The organism is Tenacibaculum sp. TB-56 (assembly GCF_059716275.2).
In genome coordinates this window covers 1,294,910-1,320,146 of sequence record NZ_CM201367.1, presented here as the reverse complement: position 1 = coordinate 1,320,146, position 25,237 = coordinate 1,294,910, and the positions used below count along the sequence as shown (strand labels likewise).

The 25,237-nt window shown below is 33.2% G+C and carries 22 protein-coding genes; 12 read left to right on the top strand and 10 right to left on the bottom strand.

Features of this window, described 5'->3' with window-relative positions; genetic code table 11:
- Positions 1–85 precede the first annotated feature (85 nt).
- The 3 genes from pheS to AC3VI6_RS06340 all read left to right on the top strand — a co-directional run bounded on the left by pheS (position 86) and on the right by AC3VI6_RS06340 (position 3,167).
- A complete protein-coding gene (pheS, locus tag AC3VI6_RS06350; RefSeq protein ID WP_497705562.1) occupies positions 86–1,117 on the top strand; it encodes a phenylalanine--tRNA ligase subunit alpha in 1,032 nt (343 codons plus the stop codon).
- Between the two features lie 200 nt (positions 1,118–1,317).
- A complete protein-coding gene (locus AC3VI6_RS06345) occupies positions 1,318–1,713 on the top strand; it encodes a hypothetical protein (RefSeq protein WP_435254042.1) in 396 nt (131 codons plus the stop codon).
- Positions 1,714–1,802: 89 nt separating this feature from the next.
- A complete protein-coding gene (locus tag AC3VI6_RS06340; protein WP_497705561.1) occupies positions 1,803–3,167 on the top strand; it encodes an alanine/glycine:cation symporter family protein in 1,365 nt (454 codons plus the stop codon).
- Between the two features lie 58 nt (positions 3,168–3,225).
- On the opposite strand, the gene AC3VI6_RS06335 is transcribed toward AC3VI6_RS06340, so the two are convergent.
- Complete coding sequence (locus AC3VI6_RS06335; RefSeq protein ID WP_435254040.1) at positions 3,226–3,447, bottom strand: hypothetical protein; 222 nt, start codon at positions 3,445–3,447, stop codon at positions 3,226–3,228.
- A 145-nt stretch (positions 3,448–3,592) separates the two neighbouring features.
- Positions 3,593–3,937: a HopJ type III effector protein gene (locus AC3VI6_RS06330; protein ID WP_497705560.1), complete on the bottom strand. Its 345-nt coding sequence runs from the start codon at positions 3,935–3,937 to the stop codon at positions 3,593–3,595.
- A gap of 180 nt (positions 3,938–4,117) precedes the next feature.
- Here AC3VI6_RS06330 and aspS point away from each other — a divergent pair, with 180 nt between their 5' ends.
- The 3 genes from aspS (at position 4,118) to AC3VI6_RS06315 (ending at position 9,602) form a co-directional block, all read left to right on the top strand.
- Positions 4,118–5,872: an aspartate--tRNA ligase gene (gene aspS / locus AC3VI6_RS06325; RefSeq protein ID WP_497705559.1), complete on the top strand. Its 1,755-nt coding sequence runs from the start codon at positions 4,118–4,120 to the stop codon at positions 5,870–5,872.
- A gap of 106 nt (positions 5,873–5,978) precedes the next feature.
- A complete protein-coding gene (locus AC3VI6_RS06320; RefSeq protein ID WP_497705558.1) occupies positions 5,979–7,742 on the top strand; it encodes an APC family permease in 1,764 nt (587 codons plus the stop codon).
- Between the two features lie 87 nt (positions 7,743–7,829).
- Positions 7,830–9,602 (top strand): chloride channel protein, encoded by a 1,773-nt coding sequence (locus AC3VI6_RS06315; protein ID WP_497705557.1) that lies wholly within the window; start codon positions 7,830–7,832, stop codon positions 9,600–9,602.
- Here the strand turns inward: AC3VI6_RS06315 and glpQ are convergent.
- The 3 genes from glpQ to AC3VI6_RS06300 all read right to left on the bottom strand — a co-directional run bounded on the left by glpQ (position 9,592) and on the right by AC3VI6_RS06300 (position 13,215).
- Entirely contained in the window at positions 9,592–10,569 is a 978-nt protein-coding gene (gene glpQ / locus AC3VI6_RS06310; protein WP_497705556.1) for a glycerophosphodiester phosphodiesterase, read from the bottom strand. The genes AC3VI6_RS06315 and glpQ overlap by 11 nt on opposite strands.
- A 3-nt stretch (positions 10,570–10,572) precedes the next feature.
- Entirely contained in the window at positions 10,573–12,066 is a 1,494-nt protein-coding gene (locus AC3VI6_RS06305; RefSeq protein WP_497705555.1) for a YfcC family protein, read from the bottom strand.
- Positions 12,067–12,186: 120 nt separating this feature from the next.
- Positions 12,187–13,215, bottom strand: a complete 1,029-nt coding sequence (locus tag AC3VI6_RS06300) for a zinc metalloprotease (protein WP_497705554.1) — start codon at positions 13,213–13,215, stop codon at positions 12,187–12,189.
- Between the two features lie 511 nt (positions 13,216–13,726).
- Between AC3VI6_RS06300 and AC3VI6_RS06295 the strand changes: the two genes are divergently transcribed.
- A complete protein-coding gene (locus tag AC3VI6_RS06295; RefSeq protein ID WP_497705553.1) occupies positions 13,727–14,326 on the top strand; it encodes a Bax inhibitor-1/YccA family protein in 600 nt (199 codons plus the stop codon).
- A 66-nt stretch (positions 14,327–14,392) separates the two neighbouring features.
- Here the strand turns inward: AC3VI6_RS06295 and AC3VI6_RS06290 are convergent, their stop codons facing one another.
- Positions 14,393–15,604, bottom strand: a complete 1,212-nt coding sequence (locus tag AC3VI6_RS06290; RefSeq protein WP_497705552.1) for an aminotransferase class V-fold PLP-dependent enzyme — start codon at positions 15,602–15,604, stop codon at positions 14,393–14,395.
- Positions 15,605–15,697: 93 nt separating this feature from the next.
- Here AC3VI6_RS06290 and AC3VI6_RS06285 point away from each other — a divergent pair, with 93 nt between their 5' ends.
- On the top strand, positions 15,698–17,023 hold the full coding sequence (locus tag AC3VI6_RS06285; protein ID WP_497705551.1) for a serine hydrolase domain-containing protein: 1,326 nt from the start codon (positions 15,698–15,700) through the stop codon (positions 17,021–17,023).
- Between the two features lie 3 nt (positions 17,024–17,026).
- Entirely contained in the window at positions 17,027–17,368 is a 342-nt protein-coding gene (locus tag AC3VI6_RS06280; RefSeq protein ID WP_497705550.1) for an SdpI family protein, read from the top strand.
- A gap of 84 nt (positions 17,369–17,452) precedes the next feature.
- On the opposite strand, the gene AC3VI6_RS06275 is transcribed toward AC3VI6_RS06280, so the two are convergent.
- The gene (locus AC3VI6_RS06275) at positions 17,453–18,127 is read right to left on the bottom strand and encodes an SCO family protein (RefSeq protein ID WP_408034470.1); all 675 of its coding nucleotides are present in this window, start codon (positions 18,125–18,127) and stop codon (positions 17,453–17,455) included.
- Positions 18,128–18,286: 159 nt separating this feature from the next.
- Between AC3VI6_RS06275 and rseP the strand changes: the two genes are divergently transcribed.
- Positions 18,287–19,633 (top strand): RIP metalloprotease RseP, encoded by a 1,347-nt coding sequence (gene rseP / locus AC3VI6_RS06270; protein ID WP_497706577.1) that lies wholly within the window; start codon positions 18,287–18,289, stop codon positions 19,631–19,633.
- A gap of 75 nt (positions 19,634–19,708) precedes the next feature.
- Here the strand turns inward: rseP and AC3VI6_RS06265 are convergent, their stop codons facing one another.
- From AC3VI6_RS06265 to AC3VI6_RS06255, 3 genes are read right to left on the bottom strand one after another with little or no spacing between them, the layout of a single operon-like run.
- Complete coding sequence (locus AC3VI6_RS06265) at positions 19,709–21,517, bottom strand: lysophospholipid acyltransferase family protein (RefSeq protein ID WP_497705549.1); 1,809 nt, start codon at positions 21,515–21,517, stop codon at positions 19,709–19,711.
- A gap of 51 nt (positions 21,518–21,568) precedes the next feature.
- Positions 21,569–22,822: an aspartate kinase gene (locus tag AC3VI6_RS06260; protein WP_497705548.1), complete on the bottom strand. Its 1,254-nt coding sequence runs from the start codon at positions 22,820–22,822 to the stop codon at positions 21,569–21,571.
- A complete protein-coding gene (locus tag AC3VI6_RS06255) occupies positions 22,809–23,291 on the bottom strand; it encodes a GNAT family N-acetyltransferase (RefSeq protein WP_497705547.1) in 483 nt (160 codons plus the stop codon). The genes AC3VI6_RS06260 and AC3VI6_RS06255 overlap by 14 nt, the downstream gene beginning before the upstream one ends.
- 146 nt (positions 23,292–23,437) lie before the next feature.
- Between AC3VI6_RS06255 and fbp the strand changes: the two genes are divergently transcribed.
- Together fbp and AC3VI6_RS06245 are read left to right on the top strand one after the other, a co-directional pair.
- Complete coding sequence (gene fbp / locus AC3VI6_RS06250) at positions 23,438–24,472, top strand: class 1 fructose-bisphosphatase (protein WP_497705546.1); 1,035 nt, start codon at positions 23,438–23,440, stop codon at positions 24,470–24,472.
- 124 nt (positions 24,473–24,596) lie between these two features.
- Entirely contained in the window at positions 24,597–25,205 is a 609-nt protein-coding gene (locus AC3VI6_RS06245; protein WP_497705545.1) for a superoxide dismutase, read from the top strand.
- Positions 25,206–25,237: the final 32 nt, after the last annotated feature.

Sequence of the window (25,237 nt, the reverse complement as noted above, 5' to 3'; positions counted from 1 at the left end):
ACTAGTATTATAAGCAAAGACTCTTAAAACCCCTTTTATTTTCACAAAAAAACGTAAATTTGCCACTTAACTTTTGGACAGATATATGTTAGACAAGGTAAAAGAATTGATTGGAGAGGTAAACGCTTTTAATACTACTTCAAAAGAAGAAATTGAAGCATTTAGAATTAAGTATTTAGGAAGTAAAGGGATTTTAAAAGATTTATTTGCTGAATTTAAGAATGTACCTAACGACCAAAAGAAAGAATTTGGTCAAACCATCAATTTACTTAAAACTTCTGCTGAAGATAAAGTAAACGTATTAAAAGAAGCTATTGAAAATGCTGTTGAAGACAAAGGTGTTTATGGCGATTTAACACGTCCGTCAGAGCCAATTAATTTAGGTTCTCGCCATCCTATTTCATTAGTAAAAAATCAAATCATTGAAGTGTTTAACCGAATTGGTTTTACAGTATCTGAAGGACCAGAAATTGAAGATGATTGGCATAACTTTACAGCTTTAAACTTACCAGAGTATCATCCAGCACGCGATATGCAGGACACTTTCTTTATTGAAAAATCCCGAAACGTCGGGACTGATACGTTGTTAAGAACACATACCTCATCAGTTCAAGTACGTTATATGGAAAACAACGAACCTCCAATTCGTACAATTTCTCCAGGTCGTGTATTTAGAAATGAGGACATTTCTGCACGTGCACACTGTATTTTCCACCAAGTAGAAGGTTTATACATTGATACTGATGTTTCTTTTGCTGATTTAAAACAAACCTTATTATACTTTACCAAAGAAATGTTTGGTAAATCTAAAATACGTTTACGTCCTTCATACTTCCCGTTTACTGAGCCAAGTGCTGAAGTAGATATTTACTGGGGACTAGAGACTGAAACCGACTATAGAATTACCAAAGGAACAGGTTGGTTAGAAATTATGGGATGTGGTATGGTAGATCCTAATGTATTAAAGAACTGTAATATCGATCCAACAAAATATAGCGGTTACGCTTTCGGAATGGGTATTGAGCGTATTGCAATGTTATTATACCAAATTCCAGATATTCGTATGTTCTACGAAAATGACAAACGTTTCTTAGAACAATTTAAATCGGTAATTTAATTTTTTTAATTTGATAAAGAATACTCCTATTTTACTTGTCTCAAGTATCGGATTAATTGTTTTTGGACTTAATGCTTTCTTTGAATTCATTCCTTTTGAAAATCAAAGAGTTAATCATTTTATTATACTAATATTCTCAATAATTAATTTTATTTTTTTAATTAAAAAAACTAACAACGATTTAAAACAATAGTTTCAAAATGAAAAAAGATATTGAAATTCCAAAGGTTACTGGCGTTGAAATCGCAGTAGTTTTAGAAACTAATGAAGTTGACGGTAAAGAGGATTGGAATGTATACATTCTAAACAAAAAAGATGTTGACTTAGAAATGGTCGTAATTGTTTCTCAAGGATTCTCAGATACTAAAACCACTTCTGTTTTCCGTAGAAAAATAGACAAACTTCCTGCAAATAGTTACCAAAAGTTTGAACTAATGCAACCTGAATTATTCGATTTAGACAACCGTTTTCAAGTTACTTTTTTTGAAAATAATAGGCTACACGACAAAACCTTTATTTTTCAAGCAGAAACAATTCAAGAAGGTTTTTTAAGAGATATTGAGTTCTTAGGAAAAAGAGGAATTGTTTGTAAATAAAAACTCACAAAAGAACGATAGTTGTTAATTCACAGCTATCGTTCTTTTTTTACTATCACTTTTTAGTACTTTCGTAAAAATCCTATTTCATGTTTTTAAACATTCAAGACTTAGTTGCACAATTTTCTTCTTGGGTATGGGGAATTCCCTTATTAATTTTATTAATTGGTGGTGGTTTATACCTATTTATTTATTCAGGGTTGGTTCCTTTTAGATATATGGGACATGCCATTGCTATTTTAAGAGGAAAGTACGACAAAGCTGATTCTCCTGGTGATTTATCGCACTACGAAGCTTTATCTTCCGCTATTGCTGCTACCGTTGGAATGGGGAATATTAGTGGTGTTGCCATTGCTATTGCAACTGGTGGTCCTGGTACTATTTTTTGGATGTGGGTAAGTGCTTTTGTAGGTATGGCAACCAAGTTTTTTACTTGTAGTTTATCAGTAATGTATCGAGGAAAAGATGAAAACGGAAATGTAAAAGGCGGTCCGATGTATGTTATTACAGAGGGATTAGGAAAAAAATGGAAACCTTTAGCTGTGTTTTTTGCTTCTGCTGGATTGATAGGAACGCTACCTGCTTTTCAAGCCAACCAATTAACACAAACATTGATTGATGTTTTTCAGGTACATGAAACCAATCATTTCACTGCAAAATTATTACTAGGAATTACCATTACCATTATTGTTGCCATGGTAATTTTTGGGGGAATTAAACGAATTGGTAGTGTCGCAGGAAAATTAGTTCCTATAATGGTAGTAGTATACCTTGTTACGGTATTAACTATCCTGTTTTTAAGAATAGAACAAGTTCCTGCTATTTTTTCTTTAATTTTTGAAGATGCTTTTTCAGGAAAATCTGTTCTTGGTGGTGCTTTAGGTGTTTTGATAATTACTGGAGTAAAACGAGCTGCTTTTTCTAACGAAGCTGGTTTAGGAACTGCACCTATGATGCACGGAACAGCAAAAACCAAAGAACCTATACGAGAAGGGTTAGTTGCTATGCTAGGGCCTGCTATTGACACATTATTAGTTTGTTCTTTAACTGCATTGGCTATTTTAGCTTCGGGTGTTTGGAAAGATTTTGATGGTAACGGAATTTCGATGACCTTAGCTGCATTCGATGCGGTACTTCCTCACAATATAGGAAGTGTTATTTTAACCATTTGTGTATTGATTTTTGCTTTTTCAACACTCTTCACCTACTCTTTTTACGGATTTAGTTGTTTAAGCTTTTTAACCAATACCAAGATTGGAAAATCATACAATTACATTTACATCATCACTATTGTAATTGCTTCTATCATAAAATTAGACTTTGTAATCAATCTAATTGACAGTGCTTATGCTTTAATGGCAATTCCTACTGTGCTCTCAACACTAATTCTAGCGCCAAAAGTAAAAAGAGAAGCTGCAAAATATTTTCAGAAATTAAAAACAAATTCTTTTTAGTGTCATTTCTGTAAAACAAAAATGATTTGTAGTTATATATTAACCTGTGGCGTTAGTTTTACTCTCTGCCTATAGGAAAATCTTCATAAAAATCTTCAAAAGTTTTGTTGGTCGTATAATGGTCTCGTAATACTTTGTAAACCATCAATACTACCAGTAACTGACCGATAACCGTAAGTACAAACATCCAACTAAAACCTATTTTAGCAAAAATCAAACCTGTTAGTACAAATAAGAAAGCAGTGGTAAACAACACCAAAAACATAGCTGAATTCTTCATAATCATCAAATTACCCTATAATTTACGAAAAAATCAATAAATAATAAAGCCCTAGTTACTTTATTAAAGAGCAACCTTAGATATTTAATGTTTTTTTGGAGTACTTATTTGAGATAGAAGAAACAGACTAACTCTCTAACAATACTTAACGTTTTGTTAGCGCTTCTCCTTCAAAAAGCAATCCTTCAAAACCAGTGTTTATAAAATTTCTAATGTTTTGATGATCTGTTCCTTCAGGATTTTTTAAAACATCTTCAAAATAATACTGTCCAAAACAAGCCAAGGTTTCTTCTTTACTGAATCCTTGTTGTATAGCAAACGAAAACACTTTACATGAACCTTGATTTTTTTCAGCTTCATTATATAAATCGCCATTTTTAAAAGCAGTTGGCGTAAAGTTATATACGTTTTCAATCACTGAAATAGTATCAGAAAACTCAACTTTTTCCGGTGTATTTTGTATCGTTTGTTTAAATGTATCTAGTGTCATTTTAAAAAGGTTTTACACTACAAAACAAAAGATTTAAACTCATAAAAACTAACTCGTAGTAATTTTTTACAAACTAACATTTATAGTTAAATTTGCACAGCAAAAATTTCTAGATTCCGAAACAAGTTCGGAATGACAATTTGTAGGAAATCTCGCTATGCGAGAATAAAATTTTTAAAAATGTACAGAACGCATACTTGTGGTGAGTTAAGAGCATCGCACATCAATACTGAAGTTACCCTTTCTGGATGGGTACAAAAATCACGTGATAAAGGTTTTATGATTTGGGTAGATTTACGTGATCGTTACGGAATTACACAGTTAATTTTCGACGAAGAACGTACTTCTAAAGATTTAATGGAGAAGGCTAAAACTTTAGGGCGTGAGTTTGTTGTGCAAGTAACTGGTACCGTAATTGAGCGTCAATCTAAAAATGCTAATATCCCAACAGGTGATGTAGAAGTTTTAGTATCGAACTTAGAAATTTTAAACGAAGCTAAATTGCCACCTTTTACTATTGAAGATGAAACGGATGGTGGTGAAGATATTCGTATGAAATATCGTTATTTAGACATCCGTCGTAACCCAGTTAAAAACAGCTTAATTTTCCGTCATAAAGTATCGATGGAAGTTCGAAAATATTTATCTGACAAAGGATTTATTGATGTTGAAACTCCATATTTAATCAAATCTACTCCAGAAGGAGCGCGTGATTTCTTAGTGCCTTCACGTATGAATGCTGGTCAGTTTTACGCCTTACCACAATCACCACAAACCTTTAAACAGTTATTAATGGTAGGTGGTATGGATAAATACTTCCAGATTGTTAAGTGTTTTAGAGATGAAGATTTACGTGCCGACCGTCAACCAGAATTTACACAGATAGACTGTGAAATGGCGTTTGTTGAGCAAGAAGATATTTTAGAGATTTTTGAAGGAATGACACGTCATTTATTGAAAGAAATCAACGGAGTTGACGTAGATAAATTCCCAAGAATTACGTTTGATGAAGCGATGCGTAAATATGGTAATGATAAACCAGATATTCGCTTCGGAATGGAATTTGGCGAGTTAAACGAAGTAGCACAACACAAAGACTTCAAAGTTTTTAACGATGCTGAGTTAGTAGTAGGAATTGCTGTGCCAGGAGGAAACGCATACACTCGCAAAGAAATTGATAAATTAATCGATTGGGTTAAGCGTCCGCAAGTAGGAGCTTTAGGAATGGTATATGTAAAATGTAACGAAGACGGAAGTTTTAAATCATCAGTAGACAAATTCTATGATCAAGATGATTTAGCAAAATGGGCAGAAGCTACAGGTGCTAAAGCAGGAGATTTAATCTGTATTCTTTCAGGAAACACCAACAAAGTTCGTGCACAATTAAGTGCTTTACGTATGGAAATGGCAGAACGTTTAGGTTTACGTAAACCTGATGAATTTGCTCCTTTATGGGTAATCGATTTCCCGTTATTAGAGTTAGATGAAGAAACTGGTCACTACCACGCAATGCACCACCCATTTACCTCTCCTAAACCAGGTCAGTTAGCATTATTAGACACAGATCCAGGAGCAGTAAAAGCAAATGCTTACGATTTAGTGTTAAACGGAAATGAAATTGGTGGAGGTTCAATCAGAATTCACGATAAAGAAACTCAGGCAATCATGTTTAAACACTTAGGATTTACTGAAGAAGAAGCAAAAGCACAGTTCGGATTCTTAATGGATGCTTTCGAATACGGAGCACCACCTCACGGAGGGTTAGCTTTCGGATTAGATCGTTTGGTAGCTATTTTAGGAGGACAAGAAACTATTCGTGATTTTATTGCCTTCCCTAAAAACAATTCAGGTCGTGATGTAATGATCGATGCACCTGCAACTATAGACGATGAACAATTACAAGAACTAAGCATCAAACTAGATGTAAAAGCTTAAAAATAAGAACCCTGCAAATTATGCAGGGTTTTTTATTACCTTTAATGTACAAATCGTTACACTTCTTGAAAAAGACTAAATCTCAAAAAAACTAATCAATAATATTATGAAACACAACGTTTCTAAAAAGCTAAATGAATTAGAATCAACTGCCATTTGTGGTAATGACATCAGCTCTTCTGTTTTGTATGTATCTGCCCTAGCAATAGCCTTTGCCGGTCAATATGCATGGATAACACTTTTAATAGTATCATTAGTACTATTTTTATTCAGAAAAATTTATGGTGAAGTTGTTGGTGCAATGCCACTGAACGGAGGTGCTTACAATGCTTTATTGAATACGACAAGTAAAATGATGGCTTCTTTTGCTGCAACCTTAACCATACTTTCGTATATGGCTACTGCTGTAATTTCTGCCAATGAAGCTATTCATTACTTACATCACCTAATTCCTTCTATGCCAATTATCATAGCAACTGTTGGACTTTTATTATTTTTCGCATTATTAACCATTGGTGGTATTACCGAATCGGCTAAAGTAGCGGTTGGTATTTTTTTGTTTCATTTAGTATCACTAGTTGTACTAACCTTTTTTATCATCTTTTATTTATCTCAAAACGGTATAGATATTCTTTTTAAAAACTGGGGATATCAATCGGAAAATAGTATTTGGTATGCCATCTTTTTTGGTTTTGCAGCTTCAATGTTGGGGGTTTCTGGTTTTGAAAGTTCTGCCAATTTTGTTGAAGAACAGCAAAAAGGTGTGTTTCCAAAAACACTAAAAAATATGTGGATAATCGTGAGTATTATCAACCCTTTAATGGCTATTTTTGCTTTATCATTATTTGCTATTCCAGTATTACAAAGTGCAGATTACCAAAACACCTTACTAGTTCAAATGGGCGATTTTGTTGGAGGAGAATGGGTAGCTGCTATTATTGCTGTTGATGCTTTCTTGGTGTTGAGTGGTGCTGTTTTAACTAGTTTTGTTGGAGTTACCGGTCTCTTGGAGCGTATGACCTTAGACCGCATCATGCCTCGATTCTTTTTAAAGAAAAACAAAAGAGGAAGCTCTTACCGAATCATTATTTTATTCTTTATTCTGGCAGTTTCTGTATTACTCATAACCAATGGAAATGTTGCTTTATTAGCTGGCGTGTATACAATTTCATTCTTATCGGTAATGGCTTTGTTTGCTATAGGAAACATTCTTTTAAAAATAAGAAGGAACCAATTACCTAGACCAGAAAAAGCTCCTTGGGCTTCTGTTATATTAGCAATCATAGCTGTTTCTTCTGCTCTAGCTGGTAATATTTTAATGGATCCTAAAGACGATTTACCTAGTAATACTATAGTCTTCTTAGACTACTTTGTTCCTACAATTATTTTTGTCATCATCATGTTAAACCGTACGGTTTTATTAAAGCTAGTACTACGAATAATCTATGCTATCTTTAATCCGCTAAGAAGGTTAGTTTTTAACGTAGATAAAAAAATTACCCAAACCGTAGACAAAATAAACTCTCAAGAATTTGTGTTTTTTACCAAGGGAGACAACATTGCTACTCTTAATAAAGTAATGTTATACATTATTAGAAACGAACATACTAAGAAAATAAAAATTGTGTTAGCGTTGGAAAAAGGGCAAGCTATTCCTGAAAATTTACCAAGTGAAATTACGTTTTTAGACAAAGAATACCCAGGAATTAAAGTAGATTTTCAAGTAGTTGAAGGAAAATTCACTCCAGAATTAATCAAGGAATTATCTGAAAAATGGAACATCCCAATTAATTTCATGTTTATAGGAGCACCAAGTAAAAAGTTTCCTTATAAAGTAGAAGAACTAGGTGGTGTTCGCTTAATTGTGTAATAAAATTATTCATAAATTAAAAAGATGGTAGTATCTTTAATTATTCATAACTAGGTTTTCATATATCAACTAAGGCTCTGAAGCACAATGCTATCATCAAAAGAAATTTACAAGAAAATACTTGTTTGGAGGTATAAACATATTTCTGAACGTCAATTTATCTATATATTGAGTGTTTTAGTAGGTTTTTTAGCGGGTTTGGGTACGTTAATCTTAAAAAACCTCACGTTCTTTTTTCACAATATTTTAGAAGATGGTCTTATTGAAGAATACCATCATTCACTATACTTTATCTTTCCTATCATCGGATTATTTTTAGTGTATTACATTAAAAAATACGTGATAAAAAAAGACATTGGTCATGGTATTTCTACCACGCTACAATCAATTTCCAAGAAAAACGGAATTATAGAGCGTTACAAAATGTATGCGTCACTTATCACTGCACCAATCACAGTTGGTTTTGGAGGGTCTGCAGGGTTACAAGGACCTGCTGTAAGTACAGGTGCAGCGTTAGGTTCTGGAGTAGCACAACTATTTCATATGAATATGAGAACCCGAATGTTATTAATAGGTTGTGCAACTGCTGGGGCAATGTCTTCTATGTTTAAAGCTCCCATTGCCGCCATTATTTTTGCCGTAGAAATTTTTAGTTTAGATATTGCTTTTGCATCTTTAGTTCCGTTATTACTAGCATCGGTTTCAGCTGTAATAACCTCTTATTTCTTTTTAGGTAAAGACGTATTATTCAGCGTAAAACTTCAACAAGCTTTTGAAATTAACGACTTGATGTTTTACGTAGTTCTAGCTATTTTCACAGGATTTTCATCAGTCTATTTTTCAAAAATATATTTCAGAATAACGAATTTTTTCAAACAGTATACACCTTTTAAACGGTTGGTTTTTGGTGGAATTGCTATTGGATTGATGCTTTTTTTAATCCCTCCACTATATGGTGAAGGGTACGGAATCATCAACAACTTACTCTCTGAAAATGCACCAGAAGCATTAAAAAGTATTCATTACAATATCGATTTTGAAAATGTATGGATGGTCATTGTTTTTTTGTTACTTATCGGAATATTTAAAGCAATTGCTATGACCACCACCTTTGCTGCTGGTGGGGTTGGAGGAATCTTCATCCCTACATTGGTAATGGGAAGTACTTTAGGAAATGCTGTTGCAAAAGTCATCAATCAATTTGGATTTGATGTTTCTGAAACCAATTTTACCTTAATTGGTATGACAGGTTTAATGGCAGGTGTGTTACACGCACCCTTAACTGCAATTTTCTTAATTGCTGAAATTACAGGAGGTTATGATTTATTTGTTCCGCTAATGTTGGTTGCAGCCGTTTCGTTTGCTATTACCAAGTATTTTGTATCAAACTCTATTTATACAATTGAATTGGCAGAACGTGGAGAGTTATTTACACATAACAAAGACAAAAATGTGATGATGATGATGAGAATGAGTCAAGTTATTGAAAAAAACTTTGTGAAAATTCATCCAGAAATGAGTCTTGGTGATATGCTAAAACAAGCTGTAGCAAAATCGAAACGAAATATTTTTCCGGTAATTGATGATGATGAAAAGTTTATAGGAATTGTTTTGTTAGATGATATTCGTCCTATGATGTTTAATCAAGAATTATACGAAGCCACCAAAGTGAGTGATATTATGAAAATTGCCCCTGCTATAATTTTCTACAACGATACTACCGAAAAAGTCATGGAGAAATTTAAAGAAAGTGGCGCGTGGAATTTGCCTGTGGTAAAAGACGGGGTCTATGTTGGTTTTATTTCTAAATCAAAACTACTTTCGGTGTACCGTAAAAAATTATTAGAAGTTACTGTTTAGCTAAAAATTGAACCATTTTATCAGGAAAATCGGTAAAAGCACCATCAATATTTGCTTCAAAAAAGAGTACTTGCATCATTTCTTCAAAAGAAGAAAACTCTTCTAGTTGATCAGCTCTAAATGTATACGGATGTACTTGTAATCCGAGTTTGTGAGCATCTTCAACAAGTGTTGTAAACTGCCACTTCTCTCCTACTTTTTTATCCAAAATTTGTTTATACCAAGGCCCTAATCCATCTGCATAGGTTGCGAAATATTGAAGTTGTTTGGTTTCTTCAGGAAACTCAATTAATTGCACTAAAAACAAGTCCGATTGTAATTCTTTTCGAACACGTTCTAGCTCCTTAGCATCAAAACATTGAAACATACATTTATCTTCCTTGGTTTTGTAACCGTACTCAGAAATAATATCCAAGGTAATTTTAGCAATATCTTTTCCGTTTTGATGATGAAATGCTGGATTTTTAATTTCTGGATAAATTCCGATATTTTTTCCTGTAGAAGCATTCAATCCCTGAATCAATTCTATTTCTTGTTGTAAAGAATGTAATTTAAAACTCCCCTTTCCTTTCGGAAATCGATTCGGATACACCTGCTCTCCCGTCTTCGGATTGAAACGTTCTGTAACATTCAATTGCTGCAATTCATCAAAAGTAAAATCGATGACATAAAATCGCCCGTCTTCACGTTTTCTTTCAGGAAATTTTAGAGCAACGTCAGTAACATCATCCAATTCAATATCATGAATCACAATAAGAACATCATCTTTACTCAATACCAAATCCTGCTCAATATAATCAGGATTCATCGCATACGCCATCGCTTTGGCTTCCATAGTATGTTCAGGTAAATATCCTGAGGCTCCTCGATGCGCTATGACAGTTTTTGTATTCATATTTGTTGATTTTTTAACAGGTGTACATCCGAAGAAAACACTAAAAAAAAGAAAAGTACAAATTCGTTTCATAGGTTATAAATACACTTGAACAGTTAAGGCTATCATGGTGAAAACAGTTAAAATAATTACTAACGGAATTACAAATTTTAACCATTTATCGTATCCTACTTTTACTATTGCCAACGATGCTAAAATCAATCCTGTTGGATTGATAAAAGCGAACAGCCCCATTCCATATTGATAAGCATTTACAATCACTTCTCTACCTACACCTACTGTATCTGCCAAAGGCGACATAATTGGCATCGTTAATACCGCCATTCCTGATGAACTTGGAATAAAAAACGACAATCCTGAATAAATAAACAGCATCACATTTGTGAAAATTCCTTTAGACATTCCTGTAGTAAACTCACTTGCATGTTGTAAAATTGTATCGCTAATCAACCCTTGTTCCATCAATACTGAAACACCACGAGCAATACCAATAATAAAAGCAACTCCTAATAAATCGTTTGCTCCTTTAATAAACGTAGTTACAAAGTTTTCTTCTTTCATTTTGGCTAAGAAACCAATTAAAATTGCCCCTATTAAAAACACGACTGTCATTTCTTCAAACCACCATCCTAAACGAGAAACTCCGTAAATCATAATCACAAAACACATCGCAAAAACAGTTAATATGATGCGTAATCTTCCTGTTAACGTATGTGTATTTGATGTTGAGCTTCCAAAAAGACCTTCTATCATTTCTTTTTGATCGTAAATAATCGATTTTGTTGGGTCTTTTTGAACTTTGTTGGCATATCGTAAAATATAAATCACACAGATGATTATTCCTCCAATCAACATTAATAATCTTCCTGTAAAACCAGTCGTCCAGTTAATTCCAGCAGCATCTGAAGCGATAATCACACTAAACGGATTTACCGTTGAGCACATCGTACCAATTGAAGAACCAATATACACGCAAGCTAAAGCCACAATAGCGTCGTATTTTGCTGCTAAAAAAATCGGAATTAGAATCGGATAGAAAGCAATGGTTTCTTCTGCTAATCCGAAGGTAGTCCCTCCAACAGCAATTAAAGTAGTTACCACAAAAATCAACCAATATTCTTTCCCTTTCAATGTTTTTGCTAACCATGCAATACCCGCATCAAAAGCTCCTGTAAAGTTCATAATACCAATGATTCCTCCTAAAATTAATACAAACAGGATAATATCCGAAGATTGAATAATACCCTTTATAGGCGATTTAAAAAAGTCTAAAAACCCTTGAGGTTTTGGATCTAGTTGGGTATAGGTTTCTGGTACACTAATCGGTTTTGCAATATCTCCACTCGTGAATTTTTCTAACGGAATTTTAATTCCTAAACTCTCCAAAGTTTCTTGATTCACAGGCATTGTTTTTTCTTCTTCTAAATGTTTATAAACAAAAGAATTATCAGCTTCTTGATACTGTAAAGTATCGAATTTACCTGCGGGTATAAACCACGTTAAAATAGCAACAAACCCTGCTATTAATAATAAAATGGTATGCGGTGTTGGGAATTTTATTTTTTTCAATGTGCACGTTTTATTTGAGTTGTTAAAAATATAAAAAAAGCCAAGAGCTTAATACCTCTTGGCTTTATAATAATTAAAAATAATTATTGAGAACGTCTTTTTAAAAGACTTTGGTTTTTTCTAGTTTAACATAGAAGCTCTTGCACCACCTGAAGCAAATAAAGCTCTCATTCTGTTACGCTGACCATCAGTGAACATGTACATACAAGCATCATTTGTATAATCCATATAGTTCATAGTCATATCAGCAGATTTACAGCTAACATCTGGATACGTTGGACATCCGTAGTTTGAGGCATCAGAAGATGGAGTATCAGCTACGAAATCGTCTTGACGACATCTTCCGTCTCCCCAAATGTGACGTAAATTTAAGTAGTGACCAACTTCGTGAGTTGCAGTTCTACCCATATTATATGGAGCAGAAGACCCTCCTGGTAAAGTTCCTGCTAATAACACTACTCCATCAGTAGCAGAACTACCTCCTGGGAATTGAGCATATCCTAAAATTCCTCCACCTATTTCACACACCCAAATGTTTAAGTGAGTTGAAGGAGTAACTGGAGGGTAAGCAGCTTTTACAGCATCGTTCGTTCCCCATGAAGACTTAGGGTCGTCATGTCTAAAAGTACCTGCTAATGTAAATTGGATTCCTGTATTTGTTGCATCGTTGATAAAATCAGTAGCTCCTGAAGGAAGTTGGTTTGTGTTTGGACTACTAAAATCATCATTCAACACGTTCATTTGTGCTTGAATTTGAGAGTTTGTAACACTACTTGCGTTTGGTAAAACAACGTGTACGTATACTGGAATGTTAATAGTTCCTAATCCATCTTCGATTGGTAAAACATCTACATCACCGCTTCCAGAACCACCTCCTGGTTTACCTTTAGCCGTTGTTAACTTTCTTGTAGCATACTCAATATCATACATTTTCTTGTATAATCCTGGGTTCTCTTTCACTTGTTTGTTTAAAACTCGCATTGAATGACATTGCTCGGTTCCTCCTTTGTGAGAAACTTCATCAGTTACTACATAGAAATCGCTCATGTCAATTGCTTCTTGTTCTAACGGAGCTTCGTCTTTAGAGGTTTCTTGACAACCTACTAAAACAGATGCCGCTACAGCTAGTGTTAAAAAAATTCTTTTCATGTTGTGAAAAATTAAAAAATTAGTTATTTAAAAAACTGCCTGTAAGGCAATAAACTTGTTAAAAAACTCAAAAGAGAAGGTATCCTCAATCAAACTGTTAAATACCTATCACTTTGATAATTATTTGAAGGGTTTTTTAACGATATGCAATATATAATTTTTTTTAAACGCTAGATAAAAGTTAAAAAAAAGTTAATTTATTAGGTTTTATCACTTGGGAGCCTGCATTTCTTAACAATATAGAAATGTTAAAACTTAACAAAAACAATAAAAAAACGTCAATTTTAAACAATAAAAATTTTAAATACGACATTTTTAACACACTTAAATTGTATTTTCTACAACATGGAAAGCTAAATTTAAAAATCATCTAAAAAACACATATTTACATTTAGTTTAAAAAAATAATTATGGAAAACTCATTTGAGCCAAAAGTGCTTGTAGCACAAGTTTCAGAAGCTGATAAGATAGCTTTTTAAAAAAAAAACACACACACGTTGCTGGTGGTGTATTGTTATTCGTTTTGTTTGAATATTTATTCTTGCAAAGTGCTACTATAGTAGAATTCGCCTTATCAATGACACAAGGCTATAAGTGGTTATTATTACTAGGAGGTTTTATGTTGATAACCAGTTACGCTGAAAGCACCGCTTTAAAAACTTCGGATAAAAACTTGCAGTACCTAGCCTATTCAGGGTATGTTTTTGCGCAAGCTTTTATTTTTGTCCCTCTAATTTATATTGCCATTTCGTATACCAACAACTTTGATATTATAAAACAGGCAGGAATTGTAACACTTGCATTATTTGTTGGAATTTCTTCCATCGTATTTATTACTAAAAAAGATTTTTCTTTTATCAGAGCTGGATTATCAGTTGGTTTTTTTATCGCTATCGGATTAATTATTGCTGGAACCTTATTCGGATTTAACTTAGGGTTATGGTTTTCAGTTGGAATGTGTGTATTGGCAGCTGAATCTATTTTATATCAAACTTCTAACTTAGTTCATAAATTTTCTACAGACGATTACATTCCTGCAGCATTAGGTTTATTTGCTTCGTTAATGCTATTATTCTGGTATGTTTTGCAGATATTTATGTCAAGAGACTAAAAATCAAAATATAATTACAAACAAAAAAAGCCTCCAATGGAGGCTTTTTTAAATTATTATAATCTTTTAACTTAACATCATCTGCGCTTTCTTAACCGCGTTTACTAGCACATCTACTTCCTCTATAGTATTGTAAAAAGCAAACGATGCTCTTACAGTACCAGGAATACAGTAAAATTCCATAATAGGCTGTGCACAATGGTGTCCTGTACGAACTGCTACACCCAATTTATCTAAAATTGCTCCAACATCATACGGATGAATTCCTTCTAAATTAAAAGAGATCACCGATGTTTTGTTCGTTGTTCCGTAGATTTTTAATCCGTCTATTTTTTCTAACTCTTGGGTTGCGTATGCTAACAATTCATTTTCTTGTTGTTGAATAGCATCAAAACCAATCGAATTCATATAATCAATAGCTACTCCAAAAGCAATTCCTCCACAAATATTAGGAGTTCCTGCTTCAAACTTATGTGGTAATCCTGCATACGTAGTCTTTTCAAAAGTTACGGTTTCAATCATTTCTCCACCTCCTTGATATGGAGGTAATAATTGTAACAATTCTTCCTTTCCATACAACATTCCAACACCTGTTGGCCCACACATTTTATGTGCTGATGCTACATAAAAGTCAGCATCTAATGCTTGTACATCTGGTTTTATATGCGGAACCGCTTGCGCACCATCAATCAATACATACGCGCCAAACTTATGCGCTGCATGAATAATTTCTTTAATTGGATTGATAGTTCCCAATGCATTCGAAACATGATTACAAAAAACTAATTTAGTTTTTGGGTTTAACAATTCATGATATAAATCCATTCGTAACGAACCATCTTCATTCATTGGTATTACCTTTAAAATAGCTCCTGTTTTCTCACATAACATTTGCCAAGGCACAATATTAGAATGATGCTCTAAAGCCGAAACTAGTACCTCATCACCTTCTTGTAAAATTGCCGAAAAACCAGACGCTACAATGTTAATTCCGTGAGTGGTTCCTGAAGTTAATATGATTTCATACAAATGCTTCGCATTAAAGTGTTTTTGGACTTTAATTCTTGCTTCTTCATATTTATCAGTTGCTTCTTGGCTTAACGTATGTACTCCTCTATGGATATTGGCATTGTAATTAGAATAATAATCAACAATAGCGTCAATTACCACCTGCGGAGTTTGCGAAGTTGCTCCGTTATCTAAATACACTAATTTTTTTCCGTGTACTTCTCTATTTAAAATAGGAAAATCAGCTCGAATTTTATCTATACTAAACATGTAAAATATCAAATTTAGCACAAAGGTAGGGCTTGCTTTTCAAATACAATCATCAAACAATTAAATTATTACATTTGCTTAAAACCACGTTTTATGAAAAGTTTTAAAAGAATCCTTTTACTCATTGTAATAGCCTTGGGTATCGCTATTTATTACAACTATCCGAAGCTAAATATCCTTGCTGGATACTCTGCCAAAAACACTGCTTCGTCGGTTTTTCTTGCTGGAAGAAGTTTAGAGTTTACCGATGCTAACGACAATAACTTTTCTCCTATCAATGTAACTTCTGACGAAATTAATATTGAAGAAAAATCAGCAACAGGTTCAGTGTACGGTTTACTAAAAAGAAAAGCCGTATACCGTAAAGGACTCGGAGCTGTTTTGGTTACTGATGATTTCGATATTACTAAACCTCAACTCACACCTAAACGTTCTAAACCTGACAACAACACTCCATTTCCTTACGGAAATGCTGATCATAAAGACACAATTTTTTCTAATATTAACTATAAAAAACTTAACGAAACTATTGATACTATTTTTAATGATAGAAATCAAACTCGTTCGGTTATTGTAGTATACAAAGACAAAATTATTGCTGAAAAATACGATACTGGTTTTACCAAAGAGTCAAAGCAATTAGGTTGGTCGATGACCAAAAGTATTACAGGTACTTTGTTCGGTATTTTAAAATGTCAAGGGAAAATTGATATTCAACAAAGCAATTTATTTCCAGAATGGGAAAGTGACGACCGTAAAAACATTACCATTCACAATTTATTACAAATGAATTCTGGCCTAGAATGGGAAGAAGATTACAATACCATTTCTGATGTTACTAAAATGTTGTTTTTAGAAAAAGACATGACTAAAGTTCAAGTCAACAAGCCTTTAGTAGGTAAACCCAACGAGACTTGGAATTATTCTTCTGGAACTACCAATTTACTCTCTGGTATTTTACGAACAAAATTCAACACACAACAAGAATATCTTGATTTTTGGTATAGTGCTTTAATTGATAAAATTGGCATGAATTCTATGATAGTTGAAACCGATATGAGTAATCATTATGTAGGTTCATCTTATGCTTGGGCTACTACAAGAGACTGGGCTAAGTTTGGATTGTTATACCTACACAACGGTGAGTGGAATGGTGAGCACCTTTTTGATAAAGATTGGGTTGATTATGCTACAAAACCTACACCAACCTCTGATGGTTCTTACGGAGCACAAATTTGGTTAAACGCTGGCGGAAAATTTCCTGATGCTCCTAAAAATATGTATTCTTTTAACGGCTATAAAGGTCAAAATGTATTTATTTTGCCTGATCAAGATTTGGTGGTAGTTCGTACTGGACTTACCAAAAATGCAGATGTAAACACCTTGTTAAAAGGAATTATAAATTCTATTAAACATTAAAACATGAACCCTATTTATTATGTGCTTTCTATAAACGGAGTGCTTTTTTTATTCAGTATTATTTTTCACTTTTTTCCACCAAAAAAAATCAATGCGATTTACGGTTACCGTACTAATAAAACCATGAAAAACGATACTATTTGGCAATTCGCTAATTCTTTTTTCTCTAAGGAGTTTATGAAATATTCAGCAATTTCGTTAGTTGCAGCTTTAGTTTTAGCTTACTTATCGAAAGAATTAACATGGCAGCCAATGGCGATTATGTTGTTATCGTTAGCGGTATCTGTAGTTAAAACAGAACAAGAGATTAATAAGAATTTTGACGAAGACGGTAATAAAAAGTAAAAACTAAATTCTACCATAAACTAAAAGACCTTGATGTTAAGCTTAACATCAAGGTCTTTTTACTTATGAGTTTTTTATAATCTCCTATTTATACTCTTCTTTTAAAAGAGTAATATCATCGATTATTTTTTGCATGTTTTCTTTTTTAGTTCCGTCATACGAACCTCTAATGCGTCCTTCTTTATCTATCAACACAAAGTTTTCGGTATGAACCCAATCACTCTCTCCTCCATCACCTTCATCTAACACAGCAAAATAATGCTTACGTGCTAAGTTGTAAATATGCTTTTTTTCACCTGTGGTTACGTTCCATTTTCCATCAATCACACCTTTTTCATCGGCATACTTTCGTAATTGTGGTACACTATCCATAACTGGAGTGACAGAATGCGATAAAAACATAATATCATCATCATTTTTGTAATGCTCTTGCAATTCGCTCATGTTATACGCCATTGCAATACAAATGGTTTGACAACGGGTAAAAAAGAAATCAGCTATGTATATTTTATCTTTATAATCAGCATTGGTAATCGTATCACCATTTTGGTTAATCAAAGTAAATTCTCCTACTTTATGATTCTTCGTTCTATTTCTTACGGAAACATCAACTAATTTTGGATTGATGTCTGCAGGATTGTAAATAGGTAATTTAGTATCAACTTTTACTAAATGATAAAATACAGGAACAACAATTGCACTAAAAACAAGTATAAAAATTAGGGTGCTTTTCGATTTTTTGAAGAATTTAATATCCACAGTACTAAAATTTTCTACAAAAATACGACTAAAAACAAGGTTTATAAACTACTATCCTAAAAACTTTGTTAAAACCAAAGGCTAACTTACATACAAACTTTTACAACTGTTGTTAAAAACGTACATTTGTCAGATTTTAAATTTAGACGAACACCATTTATGGAGATTTTAATAAAAGCATCACAATTTATTTTAAGCTTATCGCTCTTAATCGTTTTACACGAATTAGGACACTTTATTCCAGCAAAACTGTTTAAAACCCGAGTAGAAAAATTCTATTTATTTTTCGATTACAAATTCTCTTTATTTAAAAAGAAAATCGGTGATACAGTATATGGTATTGGTTGGATTCCGTTAGGAGGTTATGTAAAAATTGCTGGTATGATTGACGAAAGTATGGATACCGAGCAAATGCAAAAACCTGCACAACCATGGGAGTTTCGTTCTAAACCAGCATGGCAACGTTTAATTATTATGTTAGGTGGCGTTTTTGTAAACTTCATTTTAGGTATTTTAATATACATCTGTTTGATGTGGGCTTATGGTGAGAAATACTTGCCAAACGAAAGCTTAAAAGATGGTGTTTGGGTTCAAGACCAATTAGGAAAAGACTTAGGTTTAGAAACAGGAGATAAAATTTTAACTATTGACGGTCAAAAAATTGAAAAATTTAGAGAGCTTCCCTTAGAATTTATCAACGGGCATAATTATACTATAGAAAGAAATGGAACCGTTCTAGAAAAAGAAATTCCTACCGATTTTATTTCTAAATTAGTTGATAGAAGTAAAGATGCTGGTGCTTTTCTAAGCTACAGAACACCTTTTGTAATAGGACAAGTTCCTGAAGATTCTCCAAATAACAAAAGTGGATTAAAAAAGACAGATATTATAACTTCTATTAATGGAACACCAATAACCTATTTTGATCAAGCTCAAGTTGAACTAGATAAAAATAAAGGTCAAGATGTAACTATTACCGTTAAAAGAGATAACCAAAATGTGAGCCTTCCTGTAAAAGTTACTGAAGAAGGAAAATTAGGTGTTGTTATTGCTATTTTATCTTTACCAGATTTAGAAAAGTTAGGATATTACACCTTAGCTGAAAGAAGTTATTCTTTTGGAGAAGCTATTCCTGCAGGAGCAAACAAAGCTTGGACAACCCTAACTAACTATATTAAGCAAATGAAAAAGATTTTAAATCCGAGTACAGGTGCTTACAAAGGTTTAGGAGGATTTATTTCTATTGGAAGTATATTTCCTTCTGAATTTAGCTGGGAAACATTCTGGAACATTACAGCATTCTTATCAATCATGTTAGGTTTTATGAATTTATTACCAATTCCTGCGTTAGATGGTGGTCACGTTGTATTTACCTTATGGGAAATGATTACGGGTAAAAAACCAGGTGATAAGTTCCTAGAATACGCGCAAATCACAGGATTTATCTTATTAATAGCATTACTGCTATTTGCTAACGGAAATGATATTTTCAGGTTATTCAAATAACCTTTGAAACTACATAATAAAAAAAGCATCGTACTTAGTACGATGCTTTTTTTATTACTGCTTTTTTATAAGCTATTATTTATTCAAGTTCTCTGCTGCGCGACGCTCTAACTCTGCTTGAAACTCTTCCATTACGGGTTTTACCGTGCTTTCTGGTATGTCTGCTACCTTAATATACATTAATCCATCAATAGCATTATTAAACTTCGGATCTACATTAAAAGCTACTAATCGTGCATTTTGTTTTACGTACTTCTTAATTAACACAGGAATACGTAATTCTCCTGGTTCTAGCTCATCAATAAGTTTATCGAACTTCTGCATATCTGCCTCTGTAGCATCAAAAACAAAGTCTTTATCGGCATCTTTCAGCTTCACCTTAAACTCTTTCTTCGGATGAATGTATTGCGCCACATATGGGTCGTAATAATGCGACTTCATAAACTCAATCATCAACGACTTTGAAAACTCAGAAAATTGGTTACTAATACTTACTCCTCCCATTAAATATTTATGTTCTGGATATCGTAACGTGACATGAACTATACCTTTCCACAACAAGAATAGTGGCATTGGTTTTTGTTGATATTCTTTAATGATAAAAGCACGTCCCATTTCAATGGTTTTTTCCATCATTGGGTATAACTCAGGTTCAATTCTAAACAGCGTGTGAATGTAAAAACCATTTACACCATGCTTTTTAAAGATATCTTTTCCTAAGCCCATTCTATAAGCTCCAACCAACTTCTTTTGGTCATTATCCCATAAAAATAAATGGTGATAATACTTGTCAAACCTATCTAAATCAATCGGCTTGTTGGTTCCTTCTCCAACCTCTCTAAAGGTAATTTCGCGCAAACGACCTACTTCATGTAAAATATTAGGAATCTCTTTTGCAGTTGCAAAAAACACCTCATAATTTTTACTTTCTAATAACCTACTTCCCTTCTCACGTAAAGCATCTACTTCTTTTACAAATAACTCTGGTGATTTTTGAGAAGTAATATTTTTGGCTTTCTTCGGAATTTTAAGGTTTTGTGTTGATAAAATCTTTTGAGAAGCTTTCTCATACGGATTTGCCAACATATACGTTTTTCTACGTAAAAACTGGTAAAACTCTGGGATTTCAGGATAAGCATCTTGGTCTTTTACTGAAATTGGTTTTCCAATCCTTACTTTTATAACCCTATTTTTTTGAGATAATAATTCCGATGGAAGTTTTGCAGTTCTTAAGGTATCACTAATTTTAGATAGCGTATAAAACAACTGACTGTTTTTAGCGTGAAAATAAATAGGAATTACTGGTACCTTCGCTTTTTTTATCAAACGAACAGCTCCTTGCTCCCACTCTTTATCTACCATTAACTTCCCATCACGATAGGTAGATACTTCTCCTGCTGGAAAAAGTCCTAAAGGCTTTCCTTCACGTAAATGCAGTAAAGCGTTTTTAATTCCTGTAACACTCGATTTTGCATCCTTATGATTTTCAAAAGGATTTACGGGCATTACATAAGGCTTTAAAGGCTCTATTCTGTGTAATAAAAAGTTAGCGATTATCTTATAATCTGCTCTATGTTCTAATAAAAGTTTTAATAATAAAATACCATCAATCCCTCCTAACGGATGATTAGAAATGGTAATAAACGGTCCTTCTTTAGGAATACGTTTTAAATCTTCTTCAGGAATTTCAAACTCTATCTGAAACTCATCAAGCAAACCATTTAAAAAAGGTAAATCCTTTTTATGCTTATGCTTGTTATAAACTTCATTAGCTTTTGAAATTCGTAGAACTTTCATCAGCAACCATCCTGAAAATGTTCCGAAAACCCCGAACTTATCAGCTCCTATTGCTTTTGCAACTTCTTTAGGTGTTACTAATCCCATACACAGTTATCAATTGACATAACTGCAAATATAAATCATTTTTTGCTAGCTTTAAACGTTTTCTTGAATCACTAATTGCGCCGTTTCAGTATTAATCTGACGAATGATTGATTTTCCTCGCTTTCTAATAGTTTCTATGGCTTCATCATCAAAATGACGAATGGTAAATAAGGTCGTATCTTCATAAGCTTTAATCTTATACGCTCCTTTTAAGTCATTATAAAAGTCTTTAAAGTGATTGTACTTATCTTCGATACAAACTGAAAAACTAATAGCAGAATTTTGAATCAAGTTTACTTTTAATTTGTATTCGTGTAATTTTTTAAAAACGTCACTGATATTATCTTCCACCATAAAAGAAAAATCTTTTGCAGAGATTGCCACTAAAATTTGATTTTTCTTTACAATGTAACACGGTATTTCTGGAGTTATTTTCTTTCCTCTACCAACACAAGTTCCCGATTTTGTAACATCTTCAAACGAGCGTACAAACAACGGAATATTTTTTTGCTCTAAAGGTTGAATCGTTTTTGGGTGAATTACAGAGGCTCCATAAAATGCCATTTCTATCGCTTCGGTATATGAAATTTCTTCTAACAAAGCTGTTTCTGAAAATACTCTAGGATCAGCATTCAATACCCCTTCAACATCTTTCCAAATAGTAACACTATCGGCATCTAAACAATACGCAAAAATACCTGCGGTATAATCAGAACCTTCTCTGCCCAACGTTGTAGTTTGTTCTCCAAAACCTCCTAAAAATCCTTGAGTAATATTTAATTGAGAAACATCAACTTTATCGTGAATTTGTTGTTGAGTTTGTTCCCAATCAATCTTTGCGTCACGGTAATTACCATCGGTTTTAATCAATTCTCTTACATCTAACCATTGATTGTTAACTCCTATTTCAGACAAATATGCACTTACTATAGTTGTTGATAACAATTCACCAAAACCAACCATTTGATCGTACACAAAATTATAATCTTTTGAAGTGTTTCGAGCCATAAATCCGCTTAACTCTCCAAATAAACAATTGACCTTGTTATAAACTTCATGGTTTTGACTGAATAAATCATCCATCATTTGTTGATGAAAACTTTCTATAAAACTTAAAGCCTCTGTAAGATCTTCCTTTTTATAAAAATAACTATCAACCACACGTTCAAACGCGTTAGTCATTTTTCCCATGGCAGAAATTACTACCAAAGTATTTTCTGTACCTTCATGTTGCAATACTTGTGCAACATTTTTTACTCCATTAGCATCTTTTACTGATGCTCCTCCAAACTTAAATATTCTCATTACAATATTGTTGTAAGCTTTGTTCATTCATATGACATACTCTCCACTCTTCGTATACTGTTGCTCCTGTTCCTTTATAAAAATCTACAGCACCAGTATTCCAATCTAAAACTTCCCAAGCTACCCTTTTACACCCATTTTCATAAGCATATTTTAATACCGAAGTGTACAGTGCTTTTCCTGCACCTATACCTCTTTTAGATTGAGTAACCATTAAATCTTCTAAGTGAATTGCTTTTCCTTTCCATGTAGAATAACGTTCATAAAACAACGCCATACCTATAATCTTATTATCTTCTTCAGCTACAAAGGTTTTAAACTTTGGTTTTTCAGCAAAACCATCTTTAATAATGTCTTCTACCGTAATTTTAACCGCGTTGGGTTCCTTCTCAAAAACAGCTAATTCAATAATTAAATCTAATATAGCTTGAGCATCTTTTTGCTCTCCTGGTCTGATAATAAAACTCATTTCTTACTTTTTTGGGTAAAGATACTTCTCTTAAAACTTTCTGATAAAACAAATGAAAAATTAAAACACATCATATTTTTTTGTTGAAAATTTTAAAATACTAAATAAAAGTTGGCATCTTTGTACGCACAACACAAAAATTTGACATGAGTAACAAGCATATGACGCTGGGTGAGTTTATCATCAGCAAACAAAAAGACTTTAAATATTCTTCTGGTGAATTATCTCGTTTAATAAATTCTATTCGTCTTGCTGCCAAAGTGGTGAATCACGAAATTAGAAAAGCAGGATTGGTAGATATTACTGGAGCTGCTGGAGATATTAATGTACAAGGTGAAGCACAGCAAAAATTAGATGTTTTAGCTAATGATTTATTCAAACAAACACTAATTAACCGTGAAATTGTTTGTGGTATTGCTAGTGAAGAAGAAGATGACTTTGTAATTGTTGAAGGAAGTAATAAAGCTAACGAAAACAAATATGTTTTGTTGATGGATCCTCTAGACGGATCATCTAACATTGATGTAAACGTATCTGTTGGAACTATTTTCTCTATTTATCGAAGAATTTCTCCTGTAGGAACTCCTGTTACTAAAGAAGACTTCTTACAAAAAGGTAGCGAGCAAGTAGCTGCTGGTTATGTTGCATACGGTACCTCAACTATGTTAGTTTTCACTACTGGTAACGGTGTAAACGGATTTACGTTAAATCCAGCAATCGGAACTTTTTACTTATCACACCCTAACATGCAATTCCCAGAAATTGGTAGAATTTACTCAGTAAGTGAAGGGTATTTTACACATTTCCAAGAAGGGATGAAACGTTTCTTAATTCACTGTAAAGAGTTAAACGAAGCTGATAACCGTCCGTATACAGCGCGTTACATCGGATCATTAGTATCAGACTTCCATAGAAACATGATTAAAGGTGGTGTATATATTTATCCTGCTACAGCGATAACTCCTAAAGGAAAACTACGTTTATTATACGAATGTAACCCTATGGCTTTTATTTGTGAACAAGCAGGTGGTAAAGCTTCTGACGGATTTACACGCATCATGGATATTAAGCCAACAGAATTACATCAACGTGTTCCTTTTTACTGCGGAAGTATACAAATGGTAGAAAGAGCGGAAGAATTTATGAGTGAATTTTCTTCAGAAGATAAACCGACTTATTAAAGAATAGTTATTATTTATACCCAAATAAATTATCCATAAGGCAAACAGTTGTTTGCCTTATTTTTTTGGGTTAAATTTACATTCAGAAAAACGAAAAATTTAACCTATTTAAAAACAAATAATTATGGCTTTTAACTTACCAGAATTAGGATACGCTTACGACGCTTTAGAACCAAATATAGATGCTAGAACTATGGAAATTCACCATAGCAAGCACCACCAAGGATATACAAACAACTTAAACAATGCTATTGCAGGTACTGATTTAGAAGGAAAATCTATCGAAGATATCTTAACTAATTTAGACATGAGCAATGCTGCTGTACGTAACAACGGTGGTGGTTTTTATAATCACTCTTTATTCTGGACAGTAATGAACCCAGAAGATAGAGGCTATTTATCTGGAGAATTAAAAGATGCTATCGAAGCTGAATTTGGATCGAAAGAAGCATTTATCGATGCTTTCTCTAAAGCAGCTGCTACACAATTTGGTTCAGGATGGGCTTGGTTATGTGTACACAAAGGAGGAAAAGTAGAAGTTTGCTCTACTCCAAACCAAGACAACCCATTAATGCCTGGTGTTACTTGTGGCGGAACTCCTATTTTAGGATTAGATGTTTGGGAACACGCTTACTACTTAAACTATCAAAACCGTCGTCCTGATTACATTGAAGCTTTCTTTAAAGTAATCAACTGGAACGAAGTAGAAAGAAGATACGCAGAAGCTAAATAATTTTAGTTTTTGTATAATAAAAAATCCGAAGT